This window comes from Pseudarthrobacter sp. S9, from assembly GCF_050156545.1.
Classification (GTDB): Bacteria; Actinomycetota; Actinomycetes; order Actinomycetales; family Micrococcaceae; genus Arthrobacter.
Map to the genome: position 1 here is coordinate 1682760 of NZ_CP189576.1, position 18207 is coordinate 1700966.

At 65.6% G+C, this 18207-nt stretch carries 15 protein-coding genes; 12 read left to right on the forward strand and 3 right to left on the reverse strand.

The features are described from left to right. Positions 1 to 58: 58 nt before the first annotated feature. Positions 59 to 733, forward strand: coding sequence for a GntR family transcriptional regulator (locus tag ACQCSY_RS07955; protein ID WP_427134648.1), 675 nt, complete (start codon positions 59 to 61; stop codon positions 731 to 733). 105 nt (positions 734 to 838) lie between these two features. Further along, positions 839 to 1654 carry an IclR family transcriptional regulator gene (locus tag ACQCSY_RS07960; protein WP_427134650.1) on the forward strand — a complete coding sequence of 272 codons (816 nt, stop codon included), beginning with the start codon at positions 839 to 841 and terminating at the stop codon, positions 1652 to 1654. 51 nt (positions 1655 to 1705) lie between these two features. Here the strand turns inward: ACQCSY_RS07960 and ACQCSY_RS07965 are convergent, their stop codons facing one another. Next, the gene (locus ACQCSY_RS07965) at positions 1706 to 2842 is read right to left on the reverse strand and encodes an aromatic ring-hydroxylating oxygenase subunit alpha (RefSeq protein WP_427134652.1); all 1137 of its coding nucleotides are present in this window, start codon (positions 2840 to 2842) and stop codon (positions 1706 to 1708) included. 71 nt (positions 2843 to 2913) lie between these two features. After that, positions 2914 to 4122: an NAD(P)/FAD-dependent oxidoreductase gene (locus ACQCSY_RS07970; protein ID WP_427134654.1), complete on the reverse strand. Its 1209-nt coding sequence runs from the start codon at positions 4120 to 4122 to the stop codon at positions 2914 to 2916. Between the two features lie 249 nt (positions 4123 to 4371). Here ACQCSY_RS07970 and ACQCSY_RS07975 point away from each other — a divergent pair, with 249 nt between their 5' ends. The 10 genes from ACQCSY_RS07975 (at position 4372) to ACQCSY_RS08020 (ending at position 17284) form a co-directional block, all read left to right on the forward strand. Next, positions 4372 to 4722, forward strand: coding sequence for a bifunctional 3-phenylpropionate/cinnamic acid dioxygenase ferredoxin subunit (locus tag ACQCSY_RS07975; RefSeq protein ID WP_427134656.1), 351 nt, complete (start codon positions 4372 to 4374; stop codon positions 4720 to 4722). A gap of 149 nt (positions 4723 to 4871) precedes the next feature. After that, positions 4872 to 5756, forward strand: coding sequence for a formyltetrahydrofolate deformylase (purU, locus tag ACQCSY_RS07980; RefSeq protein ID WP_427135739.1), 885 nt, complete (start codon positions 4872 to 4874; stop codon positions 5754 to 5756). Between the two features lie 84 nt (positions 5757 to 5840). Further along, positions 5841 to 8348 carry a GcvT family protein gene (locus tag ACQCSY_RS07985; RefSeq protein ID WP_427134658.1) on the forward strand — a complete coding sequence of 836 codons (2508 nt, stop codon included), beginning with the start codon at positions 5841 to 5843 and terminating at the stop codon, positions 8346 to 8348. Positions 8349 to 8407: 59 nt separating this feature from the next. Beyond that, the gene (gene betA, locus ACQCSY_RS07990; protein WP_427134659.1) at positions 8408 to 10147 is read left to right on the forward strand and encodes a choline dehydrogenase; all 1740 of its coding nucleotides are present in this window, start codon (positions 8408 to 8410) and stop codon (positions 10145 to 10147) included. Further along, positions 10144 to 11685, forward strand: coding sequence for an aldehyde dehydrogenase family protein (locus ACQCSY_RS07995; protein ID WP_427134661.1), 1542 nt, complete (start codon positions 10144 to 10146; stop codon positions 11683 to 11685). The genes betA and ACQCSY_RS07995 overlap by 4 nt, the downstream gene beginning before the upstream one ends. Continuing rightward, complete coding sequence (locus ACQCSY_RS08000; protein WP_427134663.1) at positions 11682 to 12716, forward strand: quaternary amine ABC transporter ATP-binding protein; 1035 nt, start codon at positions 11682 to 11684, stop codon at positions 12714 to 12716. The genes ACQCSY_RS07995 and ACQCSY_RS08000 overlap by 4 nt, the downstream gene beginning before the upstream one ends. After that, a complete protein-coding gene (locus tag ACQCSY_RS08005) occupies positions 12716 to 14773 on the forward strand; it encodes an ABC transporter permease (protein ID WP_427134665.1) in 2058 nt (685 codons plus the stop codon). The genes ACQCSY_RS08000 and ACQCSY_RS08005 overlap by 1 nt, the downstream gene beginning before the upstream one ends. Positions 14774 to 14842: 69 nt before the next feature. Then, positions 14843 to 15820 (forward strand): ABC transporter substrate-binding protein, encoded by a 978-nt coding sequence (locus ACQCSY_RS08010; protein ID WP_427134667.1) that lies wholly within the window; start codon positions 14843 to 14845, stop codon positions 15818 to 15820. 284 nt (positions 15821 to 16104) lie between these two features. Then, on the forward strand, positions 16105 to 16515 hold the full coding sequence (locus ACQCSY_RS08015; protein WP_427134668.1) for a hypothetical protein: 411 nt from the start codon (positions 16105 to 16107) through the stop codon (positions 16513 to 16515). After that, a complete protein-coding gene (locus ACQCSY_RS08020) occupies positions 16457 to 17284 on the forward strand; it encodes a GGDEF domain-containing protein (RefSeq protein ID WP_427134669.1) in 828 nt (275 codons plus the stop codon). The genes ACQCSY_RS08015 and ACQCSY_RS08020 overlap by 59 nt, the downstream gene beginning before the upstream one ends. 19 nt (positions 17285 to 17303) lie before the next feature. On the opposite strand, the gene ACQCSY_RS08025 is transcribed toward ACQCSY_RS08020, so the two are convergent. Further along, complete coding sequence (locus ACQCSY_RS08025) at positions 17304 to 17804, reverse strand: MarR family winged helix-turn-helix transcriptional regulator (RefSeq protein ID WP_427134671.1); 501 nt, start codon at positions 17802 to 17804, stop codon at positions 17304 to 17306. Between the last annotated feature and the right edge of the window lie 403 nt (positions 17805 to 18207).

The window sequence follows — 18207 nt, forward strand, 5'->3', positions numbered from 1 at the left end:
CAGGGCGTCAATACCCGTCCCTGCACCGGTACTCCACCCTCGCCAACGGGAGCGAATAATGAGCATGGCCCTGGACAACGCCGCCGAAGCGCCTGCGGCCGGCGCATCCCTCGCTGAACAGGCCTACCTCCAGTTGCGGGACAAGCTGATAATGCTGGACATCCGCCCGGGCGCGCCCATCAATGATGCCCAGATCGCCGCCGAGCTGGGCATCGGCCGCACACCGGTCCGCGAAGCCATCAAACGGCTGGAAGGTGACCATCTGCTGGTCTCCTACCCGAGGCGCGGAACCTTCGCAACCGGCGTCGACATCACCGAACTCGCCGACGTATCCGAAATCCGGGAGCTGCTCGAGCCACTGGCCGCCCGGCGCGCCGCCTCCATGGCCAGCGAGGAGCTGCGGCAGGAGATCCGACGGACGGCGGCAGCCATCAGTGCCATGAAGGGGAACGAAGCTGACCACCGGACGCTGATGCGCTACGACATCACCGTGCATCGCCTCATCTACCGTGCCGCGGCGAATCCGCATCTGGAAGACGTGCTGATCCGTTACGACAACCTGGCCACGCGCATCTGGTGCCTGGTCCTGGACAAGATGCCGTCGTTGGGCGGCCACGTCGCCGAACATGCGGAGCTGCTCAACGCCATTGCCGACGGCGACGCCGAACACGCCGCCGAGCTCGCACTGCACCACGTCACCAGCTTCGAGCAGTCCGTCCGCAAGGTTTTGTAGTCCTTCCGTCCGGCGCGCGGGCAGCGGCGCGGAAGACGCGGACGCGACGCACGGCGCGCTGCCCGGGTGACCGGATCCCAGACGGCCTTGACGTCGTTTGAGACTATGGCTTCTATGATGGCCGACGACTTCTCCCCACTTGACCCCGAATCCGGTGCGCAGCATGGCGGCGTGCAGTCCGTGGACCGCGCCATCACGGTGCTTGAAATCCTGGCCCGCACCGGCGATGCCGGCGTCAGCGAGATCGCAGAAGAAATGGGTGTCCACAAATCCACGGCGTCGCGCCTTCTCAGCGCGTTGGACGCCCGCGGCATGGTGCAGCAGAACAGCGAACGTGGCAAATACCAGCTGGGTTTCAACATCCTGCGGCTGGCCAGCGCCATCCCCTCCCGGCTGAGCCTGGTCAAGGAAGCCAGGCCAGAGCTGGAGGATCTGGTGGGCAAGTTCGGCGAAACCGTCAACCTTGCCGTTCTGCGGTCCCACTACGCCGTCAATGTGGACCAGGCCATGGGTCCGTCCACGCTGGCCACGCAGGACTGGATCGGTGGACTGACGCCACTGCATGCGACTTCCAGCGGCAAGGTGCTGCTCGCCGCCGTGTCCGCGGAGGTCCGCAGCCGTATCCTTGCCGAGGCCGGTTTGGAACCCTACACTCAACGGACCATCACCTCCCGGGACGAACTGGAAAAGCAGCTGGCCGGCATCAATGAGGCCGGCTATGCCACGAGCTACGAGGAACTGGAACCCGGCCTGAACGCCGTCGCCGTGCCGGTGCGCAACCACCGCGGAGTGGTGATCGGCTCCGTGAGTATTTCGGGACCGGCTTTCCGTTTTGACCCCGAACGGATACCCGGCCTGATTGATGAACTCAAGCAGGCCGGGCACTCGATCAGCGCGAAGATGGGCTACATCGACGCTTAGGCGCTCTTGGGGGGCGCTGTGGCGCCCTTCCGCAGGAGGTCAGCAGGGAGATTAGCTAGTAGTCCCGACGTCGCTGATCTTTTCCGTCACCCAGCTGTGGAACGCTTCGATGTGGTGTTCGCTGGGCACCAGCACGCCGCCGTTCGCATAGATTTTTGATCCCATTGCCGGCTGGCAGCGTTCGCAGGCGTCGAAGTCCTGCTCATTGACGCGGTGAAACAGTTCCACCGAGGCGCTGACGTCCTTGCCGCTTTCCACCACGCTGGGCAGGTACAGCCAGTCACATTCAACAATGGTGCGGTCCGCCGCCATCGGGAACATGCGGTGGATGATCACGTGGTCCGGGACGAGGTTCACGAAGACGGTGGGCTTGATGGTGACGGCGTAGTAGCGGCGGTCCTGGTCCTCCCCCACCCCCGGGATCCGGTCCAGGCCCTCAGAGCCGTCAATGGTGAAGCCCTTGATGTCATCGCCGAATTCCGCGCCGTGGCCCACAAAGTACTGGGCCGCCAGTCCGTCGGCGAACTCCGGAAGCACTTCGGTCAGCTCCGGGTGGATGGTGGCGCAGTGGTAGCACTCCATGAAGTTCTCGATGATGAGTTTCCAGTTGGCCTTGACGTCGTACCGGATGCGCCGGCCCAGGCTCAGGTTGGCGATGTCGTAGTCGTCCACCGCGCGCAGGTCACCGAGCCGTTCCTCGATTGCGCCCATGACGTCGGCCTCGAAGGACGGCGGCTCATCGGCCAGGCAGACCCAGACGTAACCGAGGTACTCCCGGACGTGGACCTTCACCAGCCCGTACTCATTGCGGTCGATATCGGGCATTTTGGTCAGGTTCGGGGCCGCGATGAGCTTGCCCTCGAGGTCATACGTCCAGGCATGGTAAGGGCACTGGAACGAGCGGTTGGCCTCGCCGGATTCCTCCATGCAGAGCTTGACGCCGCGGTGCCGGCAGATGTTATAGAAGGCGCGGACCTCGCCCTTCCTGGTGCGGTTGATGAGCACACTCTCACGTCCCACCTGCACCGTCTTGAAGGATCCGGGCTTTTCGAGGTCGGCCGTGCGAACGGCGCAGAACCACATCTGTTCGAAGATGCGCTCCTGTTCTAAACGGAAGACCTCCTCGCTCACGTACGTGTGGCCCGGCAGTGTGGGGATCAGGCTCGGTGAGACTACTTCGGTGGTCATTTATGCTCCTCTGCGGTGACGGACGTCGGGGTGGTAATGCGTGTGGTAATGCGTGTGGCCGGGGCCGGCTTTCAGGGCGATGGGACAAGGTTGCCGGCAGCACCGGCCGCTACAGCATTCAGCTGACGCCGCCACCGGGTAAAGAGCCGTGGCTGGTTGGCGCCCAGCACAGCCACGGGATCGGCACCGCGGTAGTAAACAGCCAGGAAGCTGTGCTCCGCGGGATCGCCGGCCTCGATGGCCACGCGGTCAGCCTCCCGGGCATGGCCGGCGAACTGAAGCTTTACGTTGTATTGGTCCGACCAGAAATACGGCAGGCTTACGGGACGTTGCGGGGCAGCCGGGTCCAGGACAGCAGACACTGCCAGTGCCGGCCGCTCGGCAGCCGCGCTCCAATGCTCAACGCGGTGATGCCGCCCGGACCGCTCGTCCCACCATGCGGCGCAGTCGCCCACGGCAACCACGCCCGGGATGCTGGTGCGGCCCATCGCATCGCAGAGGACGCCGTCGCCCAGTTCGAGGCCTGAACCGGCCAGCCAAGCAATATTCGGTTCGGCTCCGATGGCCACGAGCACGACGTCGGCGGGCAGGTAGCGTCCGCCGTCCAGTCGGATTCCGGTGACGTTTCCCTCGCCGCTGTAATAGGAGTGGATACTCGCGTCACAAACCAACTCAACACCATTGAGCCCATGGAGCCGGGCCATGACTGCACCCATCTCAGCCCCCAGCGGCCCAGCCAAGGGCACAGACGAGGAACAGATCACCGTGACCTCCATTCCCAGCGCACGCGCCGTGGAGGCCACTTCCGCTCCGATGAACCCGGCTCCCACGATGACCAGGCGTCCGCCGGGGAGAAGTTCCGGCGCCAGGTCCTGCGCATCCTCCAGCGTCCGGAGCGTGAAGACATTGTCCAGTCCCGCCAGTTCCGGCAGTGTGCGCGCCGAGGCGCCGGTGGCGATCACGAGCCCGTCGGCCTGGACAGCCCGGCCATCACTGAGGGTGACAGTCCGGGAGGCCGCATCCAGCCGTACAGCCTTGGCGCCGAGGATCCATTCGGCCTGCAGCGGTTCGGCGTCCGGCCCGATCCCCGGAGCTTCCAGGAACAGGTGGTCGCCGTGCAGCTTGCCTGCCAGAAAATCCTTGGACAGCGGCGGCCTGTCATAGGGCCGGTGCGGCTCGTCGCCGATAATGAGGAGCCTCCCGCAAAATCCCTGCGCCCGGACTGCCCGGGCCGCGGATATTCCGGCGAGGGATGCCCCCACGATTGCCAAAGTCTGCATGGCCGCCTTCCCGTAACGTTAGATGCAACGAATTGCGTATGGCGCAACAATCGTCTTCATGCGAGACAGCGTGACTTACGACACAAGCCAGTGTCAATACCCCGAGCGTGTTCCGCTCAAGCCCTTGACAAGGGCGAGTGGTATAGATCACGCTGTTGCGTATTGTGATCGGCGTTGATGATGGTACAACGCGGTAAGCGGGCCCGGCCCGTTACCAGTGAAGTCACCAGTGAAGAAGAGGTTCATCAGATGCACAACGCATGCCCGCTCAGCGCACTGGCTCCCGGAGAGGCAGTCCGACTCGACACGTCCCCGCCCATCGCCGTCTTCCATACCGAAGACGGCGAACTCTTCGCACTTGACGACACCTGCACCCATCAGGACGCCTCGCTGGCGGACGGCTGGGTGGAAGGGTGCGAGGTCGAATGTCCCCTGCACGCCTCCAAATTCAATCTGCGGACCGGAGCGGTCGACGCACCGCCGGCCAAGCTAGCCGTCCGCGTCCACACAGTGATGGTGGTGGACGGCCAGATCATGGTCCAGGAATCCGAGGACGTTCCCAATCTTCCTCCCGGCCTAACCGTCGACGGACACGCCTAGGCCCTTCGCAGCACTCCAACCCAAGCACAGAGGTGAAGATCTTGACGCTACAACTGAGCAATGAGCTCCAGGAGTTCGCAGCCCCGCCGGCGCAGCTTCCGGCCGCGCAGACCGCGCCGGCACCCGGGCGGCAGGCGACGCCGTTCGTCCTGACAGTGGCTTGTCCCGAACGCCGCGGAATCGTCCACGCCGTCTCCAGCTTCCTGGCCATGCGTGGCTTCGATATCGCCGAACACCAGCAGTTTGACGACCATGTGAGCAACACGTTGTTCCTGCGCACCGCATTCACCGGAACGCTCGCCGCCGTTCCCTCCCCCGGATCACAGGACTGCGGCCAGACCAGCAGCGAAACCGACAGCACGGCGGCTTCCCTCGCCGTTGACTTCGCCGCCGTCGCCGACGAGTTCGGTATGACGTTCCGCTTCCACGACGACCGCCCGCAGCGGGTGCTGGTCATGGTCTCCAAATTCGGCCACTGCCTCAACGACCTGATCTTCCGCTGGCGGGCCGGCAGCCTCGGCGCCGACATCGTCGCCGTCGTATCCAACCATGAGGACCTTCGCCCCATGGCGGAAGCCGCAGGCCTGCCGTTCATTCACGTCCCCGTCACGGCGGCCACCAAGCCGGAGGCCGAGGCCCGGATGCTCAGCCTCGTGGACGAATACCAGGCCGACCTCGTGGTGCTGGCCCGCTACATGCAGGTGCTCTCCGACGAACTGTCCGGAGCCCTCCTCGGCCGGGCCATCAACATCCATCACTCCTTCCTCCCGGGGTTCAAGGGCGCCAAGCCCTATCACCAGGCCTACGAGCGTGGCGTCAAGCTGGTCGGCGCGACCGCGCACTACGTCACCGCCGAACTCGACGAGGGCCCCATCATCGAGCAGGAAGTTTTCCGCGTGGACCACACCGCGGACCCGGAATCACTGGTCACCACCGGCCGGGACGCCGAGGCCATGGCGCTCTCCCGGGCAGTGAAGTGGCACTGCCAGCACCGGGTGCTCCTCAACGGCTCCCGGACCGTTGTCTTCCGCTAGAAACCGCCACACTTGGCGCCCCCGACCCCCAAAAAAGGGCGCGCCGCCTGCAGCATGCCGTAAGTCAAGATTAGGAGCTTCCGTATGAGGGCTACACCCCGCGTCGTAATCATCGGCGCCGGCATTGTCGGTGCGAATCTGGCAGATGAACTGTCCACCCGTGGCTGGACCGAGGTGACGGTAGTGGAACAGGGTCCGCTGAACCTGGCCGGCGGCTCCACGTCGCACGCACCCGGCCTGGTGTTCCAGACCAACCCGTCCAAGACCATGGCGGAGTTTGCCACCTACACGGTCAACAAGCTCCTGGCCCTCAGTGACGAAGGCGTCTCCTGCTTCAACCAGGTGGGCGGTCTGGAGATCGCCACCACCCCCGAACGGCTGGAAGACCTCAAGCGCAAGCTGGGGTACGCCACCTCCTGGGGCATCGAGGGCCGCCTCATTGATCCCGACGAGTGCTCCAAGCACTATCCGCTGCTGGACCAGGGCATGGTGCTCGGCGGACTCTACGTGCCCTCCGACGGTCTGGCCTCCGCGGCCCGGGCAGTCCAGCTGCTCATCCGCAAGGCCACCGCCGCGGGGGTGACGTTCATCGGTTCGACGCCGGTGACCGGCGTCGAACAGTCCGGCGGCCGGGTCACCGGCGTGCAGACGCCCGACGGCGTGATCCCGGCCGACATCGTGGTGTCCTGTGCCGGGTTCTGGGGGCCGAAGATCGGCGCCATGGCCGGAATGGCCGTGCCGCTCCTGCCCCTGGCCCACCAATACGTGAAGACCACCGTGGTGCCCGAACTCACCGGCACCAACCTGGGCACCAATGCGCTGGACCTGGCCAACGGCGCCAGGCTGCCCATCCTCCGGCACCAGGACAAGGACCTGTACTTCCGCGAGCACGGGGACAGGATCGGCATCGGCTCCTACGCCCACCGCCCTATGCCCGTGGCGCTGGACACTCTCCCGGAAGTCGCGGCCGCGCAGATGTCCGAGCACCGCATGCCGTCCCGGCTGGAGTTCACGGAGGAAGACTTCCTGCCCTGCTGGGAGGACAGCAAGCAACTGCTGCCCGCCCTGCGCGGGGCCGGGATCGCCGACGGCTTCAACGGCATCTTCTCCTTCACCCCCGACGGCGGCCCGCTGATCGGCGAGTCCCCCGACGTCGAGGGTTTCTACGTGGCCGAGGCCGTCTGGGTGACCCACTCGGCCGGCGTGGCCCGCGCCGTGGCGGAGCTGCTCATCGAGGGTCAGTCCCGGACGCCGCTGCACGAATGCGAGGTCTCCCGGTTCGAGAAGGTGCAGACCTCCGAGAGCTATGTCAGCGAAACGTCCCAGCAGAACTTCGTGGAGATCTACGACGTCCTGCACCCGCTGCAGCCGCGGCAGTCACCGCGGGACCTGCGCGTCAGCCCGTTCAATTGCCGGCAGAGGGAGCTTGGCGCGTTCTTCCTGGAGGCCGGCGGCTGGGAACGTCCGCACTGGTTCGAAGCCAACCGCGCCCTCCTCGCCGAGCTGCCGCCCGAATGGCAGGCTCCCGAACGCGAGCCTTGGGCCAACATGTTCCACTCCCCCATTTCCGCAGCGGAGGCGTGGAAGACGCGTACCGGCGTCGCACTGTACGACATGACGGCGCTGAAGCGGCTGGAAGTTTCCGGCCCCGGCGCGCTGGCACTGCTCCAGCGCCTGAGCGCCGGTCAGATCGATAAGAAGCCGGGCGCCGTCACCTACTGCCTGCTGCTCGCCGGCGACGGCGGGGTACGCAGCGACATCACCATAGCGCGGCTGGATGAAACCACCTTCCAGGTGGGCGCCAACGGCAACATCGACGTCGACTACCTCACCAGGGAGGCCCGGAAGCAGACGTCCGAGAACGTCAGCCAGTGGGTCCAGGTCCGCGACATCACCGGGGCCACCTGCTGCATCGGGCTCTGGGGTCCGCTGGCCCGGGAAGTCGTCGCGAAGGTCAGCACCGACGACTTCAGCAATGACGGCCTGAAGTACTTCCGCACCAAGCAGGTCCGGATCGGCGGGATCCCCGTTACCGCCATGCGCCTGTCCTATGTGGGCGAACTCGGCTGGGAGCTCTACACCTCCGCCGACTACGGACTCAAGCTCTGGGACGTCCTTTTCGCTGCCGGCCAGGACCAGGGCATCATTGCCGCCGGCCGCGGAGCCTTCAACAGCCTGCGCCTGGAAAAGGGCTACCGCCTCTGGGGCACCGACATGACGCCCGAACACGAGCCGTACCAGGCCGGGCTTGGCTTCTCCATCGGCAAGAACAAGGAATCCTTCGTGGGCTCCGAGGCCCTTGTCGCACGCCGCGGGCAGCCGGCCACCAAGCAGCTCCGCTGCCTGACGGTGGACGACGGCACCTCAGTGGTGCTGGGCAAGGAACCCGTGTACTTCAACGGCGAACCCACCGGTTACGTCACGAGCGCCGCTTACGGTTACACGGTGGGCAAGCCGATCGCCTACGCCTGGTTGCCGGCGCACACCGCCGAAGGCGACACCGTCGAAATCGAGTATTTCGGGAAGCGCATCGCCGCCACCGTGACCGCCGAGCCCCTGGTGGATCCCGGAATGGAGCGCCTGCGCGGCTGAACGGTTCCACCCTGGCTCTACAACGAAATTCCGAGACCATGCCCAAGGAGACTTACCTGATGACGAACGAGAGCTACGACTACGTGATTGTAGGCGGAGGGAGCGCCGGATCAGTGCTGGCGGACAGGCTCAGCGCCGACGGAACACGCACTGTCCTGGTCTTGGAAGCCGGCCGCAGCGACTACCCGTGGGACCTGTTCATCCAGATGCCGGCGGCCCTGACCTTCCCCAGCGGCAACAGGTTCTATGACTGGCAGTACGAGTCCGATCCCGAACCCCATATGCATGCCCGGAAGATCGCCCACGCCCGGGGCAAGGTGCTTGGCGGTTCCAGCTCCATCAACGGCATGATCTTCCAGCGTGGCAACCCGCTTGACTACGAACGCTGGGGGGCGGACCCCGGGATGGAATCCTGGGACTTTGCGCACTGCCTGCCGTACTTCAAGCGAATGGAAACCGCGTTGGCGGCAGAACCGGACGATGAACTGCGCGGCCATGACGGTCCGCTGGTGCTGGAGCGCGGCCCGGCCCGCAATCCCCTGTTCCAGGCGTTCTTCCGTGCCTCCGAGGAGGCCGGCCACAAGCGGACCCACGATGTCAACGGGTACCGGCAGGAGGGTTTTGGCCCCTTTGACCGCAACGTGCACAAGGGCCAGCGGCTCTCGGCGTCACGGGCCTACCTGCGGCCCAGCCGCGGCCGGAAGAACCTGACGGTCCGGACCCGGGCGCTGGTGTCGAAAATCAACTTCACCGGGACTGTGGCCACCGGCGTCAGCTACCGCAGGAACGGCCGCCTCCGCACGGTCAGCGCCAAAGAGGTGGTCCTGTGCGGCGGTGCCATCAACACCCCGCAGCTCCTGCAGCTCTCCGGTGTGGGCGACCCGGCGCACCTGAAGTCGCTGGGAATTCAGCCGGTGGTTGACCTGCCCGGCGTCGGTGAGAACCTGCAGGACCACCTGGAAGTGTATGTCCAGCATTCCTGCACTCAGCCGGTCTCGATGCAGCCCAACCTGAGCCTGTGGCGTTACCCGCTGATCGGGCTCCAGTGGCTGCTCGGCCGCCGCGGGCCCGCCGCCACCAACCACTTCGAAGGAGGCGGGTTCGTCCGCTCCAATGACGACGTCGCCTACCCCAACTTGATGTTCCACTTCCTTCCGGTGGCCGTGCGTTACGACGGGCAGAAAGCTGATGCCAAGCACGGCTACCAGGTCCATGTCGGCCCCATGTATTCGGATGCCCGGGGAAGCCTGAAAATCACGTCCACCGACCCCGCAGCCCACCCGTCAATGCTGTTCAACTACCTGTCCACGGAACAGGACAAGCGCGAATGGGTGGAAGCCATCCGCGTCACGCGGGACATCCTCGGCCAGCCGGCCCTGGCTCCCTTCAGCGGCGGCGAGCTTTCCCCCGGCCCGTCCGTGCAGACAGACGCGGAGATCCTGGACTGGGTGGCGAGGGACGCCGAAACCGCACTGCACCCCTCCTGCACGGCCAAGATGGGACCGGCCTCGGACCCGATGGCCGTGGTTGACCCGCTCACCATGAAAGTGCACGGAACTTCGGGTCTGCGGGTTGCGGACGCCTCGGCCATGCCGTACGTGACCAACGGCAACATCTACGCACCGGTCATGATGCTGGCGGAAAAAGCCGCGGACCTGATCCTCGGCCGGCAGCCCCTGACGGCGGAGAACGCCGAGTTCTACCGGCACCGGGCCGTCACGCCGGGCGACGCCGTGGAGGTCCCGTCCGCCGAGCCGGCCACGGCCGCCGCGCCGGCTCCGAGCCTGGGCCGCGCATGAACAGCGTCCAGCTCTCCGGGACGGTGACCGAGACCTTGACCGGGACGCTCCGCGGTGCGTATCTCAACGGCCGGTGGACTGCGCCCGTAGCCGGAAACACCCGAATCATCACGTGCCCCGCGGACGGCAGGATTGTGGCGGAAGTGGCCGAATGCACTGCCGCGGATGCCGAGGCAGCTGTCGCCAGCGCCCGTAAGGCATTCGACGACGGCGTGTGGCCGGGAACCAGCGAAAAGGAACGCGGCCGGATCCTGCTCCGCACGGCGGAGCTGCTGGAACGGGACAAAGCCGCGTATGCGACGGCAGAAGCCCTGGACACCGGCAAACGCTACGTCGAAGCCGAATACGACATCGACGACGTCGCCGCCTGCTTCCGCTACTACGGCGGCATCGCCGGGACGGACGCCGGACGGGTCATCGACACCGGCGTCCCGGGGACCATCAGCCGGGTGGTCCACGCCCCTGTGGGCGTCTGCGGCCTCATCACCCCCTGGAACTACCCGCTCCTCCAGGCCTCGTGGAAGGTGGCGCCCGCCCTTCTGGCCGGCAACACCTTCGTCCTCAAACCCAGCGAGCTGACACCGTCCACCTCCATCCTCCTCATGGACACCCTCCGCGAGGCGGGCCTGCCCGACGGCGTCGCCAACCTCGTGACGGGCGCCGGCCCCGAAGTCGGCGCGGTGCTGAGCAATGACCCACTGGTTGACCTCGTGTCCTTCACGGGCGGACTCTCCACCGGCAAGCGCATCATGGCAGCGGCCGCTTCCACCGTGAAGCGCGTGGCGCTCGAACTCGGCGGAAAGAACCCCAACATCGTTTTTGCCGACGCGGACCGGGAAGCGGCCATCGATAACGCCCTGACGGCGGTATTCCTGCACTCAGGCCAGGTCTGCTCGGCAGGCACCCGGCTCCTCGTCGAAGAGTCGGTTCACGACGAGGTGGTTGCGGAGCTGGTCCGGCGGGCACGGACCATCAGGCTGGGGGGCCCTTTCGACGACCGGGCCGAAACAGGGCCGCTGATCTCCGCCGCGCACCGTGACAAAGTCCACGCCTACGTCCAGGCCGGCATCGCCGAAGGCGCCAGCCTGCTGTGCGGCGGCTTCATCCCGGACACCGGGCCCCTGGCCGAGGGCAGCTACTACCCGCCCACCATCCTGGATGCCTGCCGCAGCGGAATGCAGGTGGTGCAGGAGGAGTCCTTCGGACCCGTCCTCACTGTGGAAACCTTCACCACGGAGCAGGCAGCCGTCCGGCTCGCCAACGATACGGTGTACGGCCTCGCCGGTGCCGTGTGGACTTCCGACGCATCCCGCGCCCAGCGTGTTGCCGGCGGACTGCGGCACGGGACCGTCTGGATCAACGACTACCACCCCTACGTTCCGCAGGCTGAATGGGGCGGCTTCGGTCAGTCAGGCAACGGCCGCGAACTCGGTCTGCAGGGCCTGGCGGAGTACCGCGAAACCAAACACATCTGGCAGAACATCGACCCCAAGCCCAGCCACTGGTTCGAGCCTCCACAGGCAGGAGTACAGCAATGAACAGTCCCGACATATCAGTGCGCAACCTTTGGAAGGTCTTCGGACCCGGAGGTGAGAAGATACCCAACGATCCCGAGCTGTCGGCCCTGAACTCGGCGGAACTGCTGGAACGCACCGGTTGCGTGACCGCCGTCCGCGACCTGAGTTTCGACGTCGCCAAAGGCGAGGTTTTTGTGGTCATGGGCCTGTCCGGCTCCGGGAAGTCCACCTTGATCCGCTGCCTGACCCGGCTGATCGAACCGACCTCCGGGCAGGTCCTGGTGGACGGCAAGGACGTGCTGCAGGCAGGGACCGCGGAGCTGCGCGAATTGCGCCGGCGGAAGATGTCCATGGTGTTCCAGCACTTCGGCCTTCTCCCGCACCGCACCGTCCTGGACAACGTCTCCTACGGCCTGCAGATCCGAGGCGCCGCCAAGGACGAGCGCTATTCCCGCTCACGGGAAATCATCGAACTGGTGGGGCTCAAAGGGTATGAACAGCACTTCCCGGACCAGCTGTCCGGAGGCATGCAGCAGCGGGTCGGCCTGGGCCGCGCCCTCGCCGGCGACCCGGACACCATCTTGTTCGACGAACCGTTCTCCGCCCTCGATCCGCTGATCCGCCGGGACATGCAGGCTGAAATCATCCGTCTGCACAAGGACATGGGCAAGACCATGGTGTTTGTCACCCACGACCTCTCCGAGGCGCTGAAACTGGGGGACCGTATCCTGATCATGCGCAATGGCGAGACCGTCCAGTGCGGCACCGGCGACGACCTGGTGGGATCCCCGGCGGACAAGTACATCGAGGATTTCGTGTCCGAAGTCCCCCGCGCGGATGTCCTGACGCTGAAATGGATCACCCGGCCAGTGGGAATCGGCACCCCTTCCGATGCTCCCGTCCTCGGCTCAAACACCATCATCCGCGACGCCATTCCCACCGTGATGAACTCCTCCTGCCCTGTCCTGGTGGAAGACGCCGGGAAGATCACGGGCCAGATCGACCGCGACAGCATCCTCTCGGTGCTCCGCAGCCCGGAAGTAGCGGCCTGATGTCCACACTCGTCCGTGACAGAGCGCCGGTCCAGACCGGCGGCACCCCCGTGCGTGAACCCCGCCGCCGGCCCAGCCGGCGCACGGTGCTGCTGGCAGGTGCAGGCGTCCTCTGGCTTCTGGGCTTCCTGGTCCTGCACGGCACCGGTACCCTGAAGCTGCCGGCCTCGGAACTGACCGATCTGCACCGCACCCTCAACCAGTTCAACGCATGGGTTGCCGCAAACCGCAACGGCAACCCCGTCTTCCTGTTCGTACTCTCCCCTCTCCGGGCCGCCGTCGACGCCGTCGCAAACGTGTTCATCACAGTATTCGCGGCCAGCGCCACAGGCCTGCGCCTACCGGAAATCGGTTGGCTGGGGACGGTCGGGCTGCTGAGCTGGATCGCCTACGCCGTGGGCAACGCCCGGGTGGCGCTGCTTACGGCGGCCGTCTTCATCTTCTTCGGCCTGCAGGGACTGTTCGTCGAAGCGTCGTACACCTTCGCCCTGGTCATCACGGCGGTGCTGCTCACCCTGCTGATCGGCATTCCGGTGGGCGTGGCGGCAGGAGTCAACCGACACGTGGCAAAAGCGGTCACCCCGGTGCTCGACTTCATGCAGACGCTCCCCACGTTCGTGTATCTGGCTCCCCTGGCACTCATCTTCCTGATCGGCCCCGCATCCGCAGTCATCGCCACCGTGATCTACGCGGCACCTCCGGTGATCCGCCTGACGGCGCACGGGATCCGATGCATTCCGGCCGATACGCGGGAAGCGTCGGACTCGTTGGGAACCACTGGCCTGCAGCGTCTTTTGACGCTCCAGCTCCCGATGGCCCGGCGCACCATCGTGATGGGCATCAACCAGACCACCATGGCCGCCCTGTCAATGGTCACCATCGCGGCGCTCATCGCGGCTCCGGGGCTCGGCCAGGTGGTGGTCCGGGCGCTGCAGTCGCTCGACGTCGGCACCGCAGTCAACGCGGGACTGTCGATTGTCCTGCTGGCCATTGTCTTGGACCGCGTGACCACGGCCGCGAGCCAAAGGGCCGAACCAGGGGCGCGCCAGCGCAGCAAGTCATCCCGCCGCACCCGGCTCGTGCTTCTCGCCGTCACACTGGTGCTCGCGGCGGTGCTGGTGCAGCTGTCCCGGACCATGCTCTGGGCTGCAGCGTTCCCCAAGGACCTGAACATCGGACCCGCCATTGTCAGCGGAGTGACGACCGCCAGCGGGTGGCTGCAGACCCATCTGTCCCTGTTCACCGTGTCATTCAAGGAAGCGGTGACCACCGGCATCCTGAATCCGTTCCAGTCGCTGCTCACCGAAACCCCGTTCTTCATCCTTGTGGCCGTTATCGCACTGGCCGCCTACGCGATCGGAGGCTGGAAACTTGCCGCCCTGACCACGTTCTGCCTGGCCGTGATCATCGTCCTCGGGCTGTGGAGCGACGCCATGGTCACCTTGGCCGGAACGCTGGTTGCCACGGTGGTGGTGATGGTCCTGGGCGTGGTGTTCGGCGTGGCAATGGGCCGGTCCAACAGGATCGACCAGCTCATGCGGCCGATGCTTGACGCCGGCCAGACCATGCCTGCCTTTGTCTACCTGGTCCCGTTCCTGGGGCTTTTCGGAGCCACCCGGTTCACGGCGATCGTGGCCGGCATCATCTACGCGGCACCGGTGGCCATCAAGATCACGGCGGACGGCATTGCCGGGATCTCCCCCACCGTGGTGGAGGCCGCCGTGGCCAGCGGCTCAACCCCCTGGCAGGTCATCACCAAGGTGCAGCTGCCCATGGCCCGGCAGTCGCTAGCCCTCGCCGCCAACCAGGGCCTGATCTACGTACTCGCCATGGTGGTGGTAGGCGCCCTGGTAGGAGCCGGGGGCCTCGGCTACGACGTCGTCGCGGGATTCGTCCAGAGTTCGCTCTTCGGCAAGGGCCTCGCGGCCGGCCTGGCCATCGTTTTCCTGGGCATCCTGCTGGACCGCATGACGCAGGCCGCCGCCGCCACCCCCGTAAGGAAGATCCCGACCACCCAAACACCCACAACATCAGCGCCCGCAACATCAACGCCTTGAGCGGAAACGCGACAGGCCCAAGGAAACACACGCTCTCCAAAACCCGCCCCAGAACAAGGAGATGTACCCATGGCTAGAGCCGGACAGCTATTGAAACGAACTATGCCGACGGTCGCAGGTGCCCTCGCAGCCGGCTTGCTGCTTGCCGGTTGCGGCGGTGCGACAGTCAACCAGGCAGCGGCGGGCACAGGCGCGGCGGAGGCGCCCTGCGGAACCGTGAACGTGGCGCTAAACGCCTGGGTTGGATATACCGCGAACGCGGCTGTTTACAGCTACGTGGCCAAGAACAAGCTCGGCTGCACGGTGGTGCAGAAGGACCTTTCGGAACAGATTTCCTGGCAAGGCTTCAGCTCCGGCGAGGTGGATGTGGTGATCGAAAACTGGGGCCACGACGACCTGGTGAAGCAATACATCACGGACCAGGCTGTGGCCGTTGACGCCGGGCCCACGGGCAACGACGGAAAAATCGGCTGGTACGTGCCACCGTGGATGGCGGCAAAGTACCCGGACATCACCGACAGCAACAACCTGAACAAATACGCCTCGCTCCTGACCACGTCCGAATCAGGCGGCAAGGGCCAGGTCCTGGACGGCGATCCGGCCTTCGTCACGAATGATGAGGCCTTGGTCAAGAACCTCGGACTTGATTACAAGGTGGTCTTCTCCGGTTCGGAGGCGGCGCTGATCCAGTCCTTCCGCACCGCGGAGAAGGACAAGACGCCGCTGCTGGGGTATTTCTACGAACCGCAGTGGTTCCTCGCCGAAATTCCGCTGGTGAAGGTCAACCTGCCGAAATGGACCGAGGGTTGCGACGCAAATGCCGAGAAGGTGGCTTGTGACTATCCTGATTACAAGCTGAACAAGATCATCTCCAAGAAGTTCGCGGACAGCGGTTCGCCGGCAGCCAAGCTGGCAAAGGCCTTCAAGTGGACCAACGAGGACCAGAACTCGGTTGCCACGGACATCCAGGCTGGCACGAAACCGGAAGCCGCTGCCCAGAAGTGGGTGGAGGCCCATCCCCAGGTGGTGGAAGGCTGGCTTAAGTAGCAGGCAGCACAACAACAAATAGGCGGGCGTGTCCTCATCCGAGGACACGCCCGCCTTGTGCTCCGGGAGCGTGGCAGCCTCGACGTCCCGGTGTTGAGCAGCCGGTGTTGAGCAGCCGGTGTTGAGCAGCCGGTGTTGAGCAGCCGGTGTTGAGCAGCCGGTGTCGCAGCTTGGGCGACGGCGGACGTTCTGGGAGACTGGATCGGGCCGGAGCCTGCCCAGGCAGGGAACTACGCCGGCAGTCCGCGAATGGACCACCTCCGGCAGCTTGGAATATCTCGTTTATGGTGCTTCTCGACCGGTCAACGCTCATGGTGGTCTTCGCCGTGATGTCGCTGACCATGCTGGCCCTGTTCTACTTCGACACCTACCGAAAAAGCCGGGCACCCTTTGCCGGCTGGTGGTGCCGGGCCGTCGGCTCCTTCTTCTGCGCCGCGATCTTCTACTTCCTGCGCGAGTCCTCGTCCCAGGCCTGGGCCTCCAGCGTGGGGAACGGCGTGATGGTGCTCGGTTCCGGTTGCGTCTGGGCAGGCGCACGCTCGCTGGCAGGCCGCCGGGTCCGGCCGTGGCTCCTGGCCGTCCCCGGCGGCCTGGCCTCAGCAGTGGCATTCGCCCTCCGCTCGTCAAACGACACGGATGGCCAGCATCGCCTGCCTCGCCATGATGGGCGCCGCGATCGGCCTGGCGTCCGTTGAACTGTGGCGCGAGCGCGCGACGTCCTGGCACCTGGTGCGCTCCCTCGCCGTAGCCACGGCGGTCTGCGCTGTCTACTATCTCGGCCGGACCGCGGGACTGGCCCTGCTGGGACCCGAGAGCCCCACCTTCCAGCTGCTGTTCGGCGCCGGCGTCACCCTGCTGATGGCCATGGTGCTGCTGGTGGTGGTTTCCTCCAGCATCACGGCGCTGAACAACGCCCGCCGCACGGAGGACCTCAAGGAACTTGCCTCCCGCGACGCACTCACCGGCCTCTTGAACCGCGGCGGCTACCTGCAGCAGGCGCAGCAGCGGCTCCGTGCCAACCTTGACGCGGGCGTCGAAACGGCGATCGTCATGGCAGACCTGGACCGGTTCAAAGCCATCAACGACCGGTTCGGACACGATGCCGGGGACAGCGTCATCCGCGCCTTCAGCGACGCCTGCCGCTCTACCCTGCGGGCCGCGGACCTCGTCGGACGCTACGGCGGCGAAGAATTCGCCATGCTGCTGACCGGCGTCGACGCCGAGGAAGGTGTCCGGATAGCACAGCGGATCAATGCCGCCCTGGCCGAGCACAGCGGCCTGCCGGACGGTGCGGGGGCACCGACCGCGAGCTTCGGCATAGTTGACACCCGCAACAAGGCAGCCGGCCTCCAGCGACTCATGAGGGAAGCCGACAGAGCCCTGTACGAGGCAAAGGCCGCGGGGCGCAGCCGCGCCGTCGTCGGGTTGGCCATGGCCGGCAAAGAGGCCCGGCTGACTAGTTAAACAAACTAACTACCGGTCCTTAACGCTGCGGGGGCTCGGTAATCGCCTCGCTCATGCGCCGGAGAAATTTGATGACTATCCGCGCATCCTCGACGCTCAGTTCTTCTGCAACGGCCATCATCCTGCGGTGCAGGTCCCCGAGCGTCGCCCGGACTGCCGAGTCCGTTACCACGGTCGGCACGATGACGAGCGAGCGCCGGTCCGTGGGGTGGGGGTCCCGGCGGACATGGCCACTGGCCACCAGCCTGTCGATCAGGGAGGTCGTGGACGCGGTGGTGATGCCCAGGATGCGGCTCAGGTCCTTGGGGCCCACACGTTCGCCGCCGGCCTCGGCCCGCAGCAGATAGCGGAGGGCAAGGAGGTCCGTCTCGCCCATTCCCATGGAAGCCTGGGTGGAACGCCGCGTGGCGGCTTCCGAAATGCGGTAGTCACGCAGCGCCTGCAGAATGGCGCCGGGCGGATCCAGGCGGTCATCGGGGCCGTACCAATATCCCGAACCGGGCGAACTGTGCGAGCTCATTCGGCAATCCTAGCTGAACTGATAACTAGGCGGACTTGCAATTCTAACGTCCGAATTCCGGCAAGGAAAGGCACGATCTGCCATCCCCGCAAATCCTTACCATATTTATATGATGAAATGCCGACATTTACCTGTGAAAAGCCTCAGAATTCGTCTATGGCGCATTGACGCCGGTGTGCCCGGGGATCATTATTACTCTTGACGGCTGGGGGGCGCTAAGGCACTGAACCAAGGAGCCGCGCCGTGGATAGCAACTCAGCAGTTTGCTCAACAGCATTAGCATTTGGCCGACACTTCCCGGGAATCAATTCCGAGGCAGAACCGCGCCCAAGCATCCCCCCACCAACGATCAAACCCGACGGCCCGGGCTACCGACGACGCCGAAGCCGCCGCCATTGCGCCT

Bases quoted from the DNA above. Each gene is read 5' to 3' on its own strand.
- ACQCSY_RS07955 (WP_427134648.1), top strand. From the start codon at position 59: ATGAGCATGGCCCTGGACAACGCCGCCGAAGCGCCTGCGGCCGGCGCA.
- ACQCSY_RS07960 (WP_427134650.1), top strand. From the start codon at position 839: ATGGCTTCTATGATGGCCGACGACTTCTCCCCACTTGACCCCGAATCC.
- ACQCSY_RS07965 (WP_427134652.1), bottom strand. From the start codon at position 2,842: ATGACCACCGAAGTAGTCTCACCGAGCCTGATCCCCACACTGCCGGGC.
- ACQCSY_RS07970 (WP_427134654.1), bottom strand. From the start codon at position 4,122: ATGCAGACTTTGGCAATCGTGGGGGCATCCCTCGCCGGAATATCCGCG.
- ACQCSY_RS07975 (WP_427134656.1), top strand. From the start codon at position 4,372: ATGCACAACGCATGCCCGCTCAGCGCACTGGCTCCCGGAGAGGCAGTC.
- ACQCSY_RS07985 (WP_427134658.1), top strand. From the start codon at position 5,841: ATGAGGGCTACACCCCGCGTCGTAATCATCGGCGCCGGCATTGTCGGT.
- betA (WP_427134659.1), top strand. From the start codon at position 8,408: ATGACGAACGAGAGCTACGACTACGTGATTGTAGGCGGAGGGAGCGCC.
- ACQCSY_RS07995 (WP_427134661.1), top strand. From the start codon at position 10,144: ATGAACAGCGTCCAGCTCTCCGGGACGGTGACCGAGACCTTGACCGGG.
- ACQCSY_RS08000 (WP_427134663.1), top strand. From the start codon at position 11,682: ATGAACAGTCCCGACATATCAGTGCGCAACCTTTGGAAGGTCTTCGGA.
- ACQCSY_RS08005 (WP_427134665.1), top strand. From the start codon at position 12,716: ATGTCCACACTCGTCCGTGACAGAGCGCCGGTCCAGACCGGCGGCACC.
- ACQCSY_RS08010 (WP_427134667.1), top strand. From the start codon at position 14,843: ATGGCTAGAGCCGGACAGCTATTGAAACGAACTATGCCGACGGTCGCA.
- ACQCSY_RS08015 (WP_427134668.1), top strand. From the start codon at position 16,105: ATGGTGCTTCTCGACCGGTCAACGCTCATGGTGGTCTTCGCCGTGATG.
- ACQCSY_RS08020 (WP_427134669.1), top strand. From the start codon at position 16,457: ATGGCCAGCATCGCCTGCCTCGCCATGATGGGCGCCGCGATCGGCCTG.
- ACQCSY_RS08025 (WP_427134671.1), bottom strand. From the start codon at position 17,804: ATGAGCTCGCACAGTTCGCCCGGTTCGGGATATTGGTACGGCCCCGAT.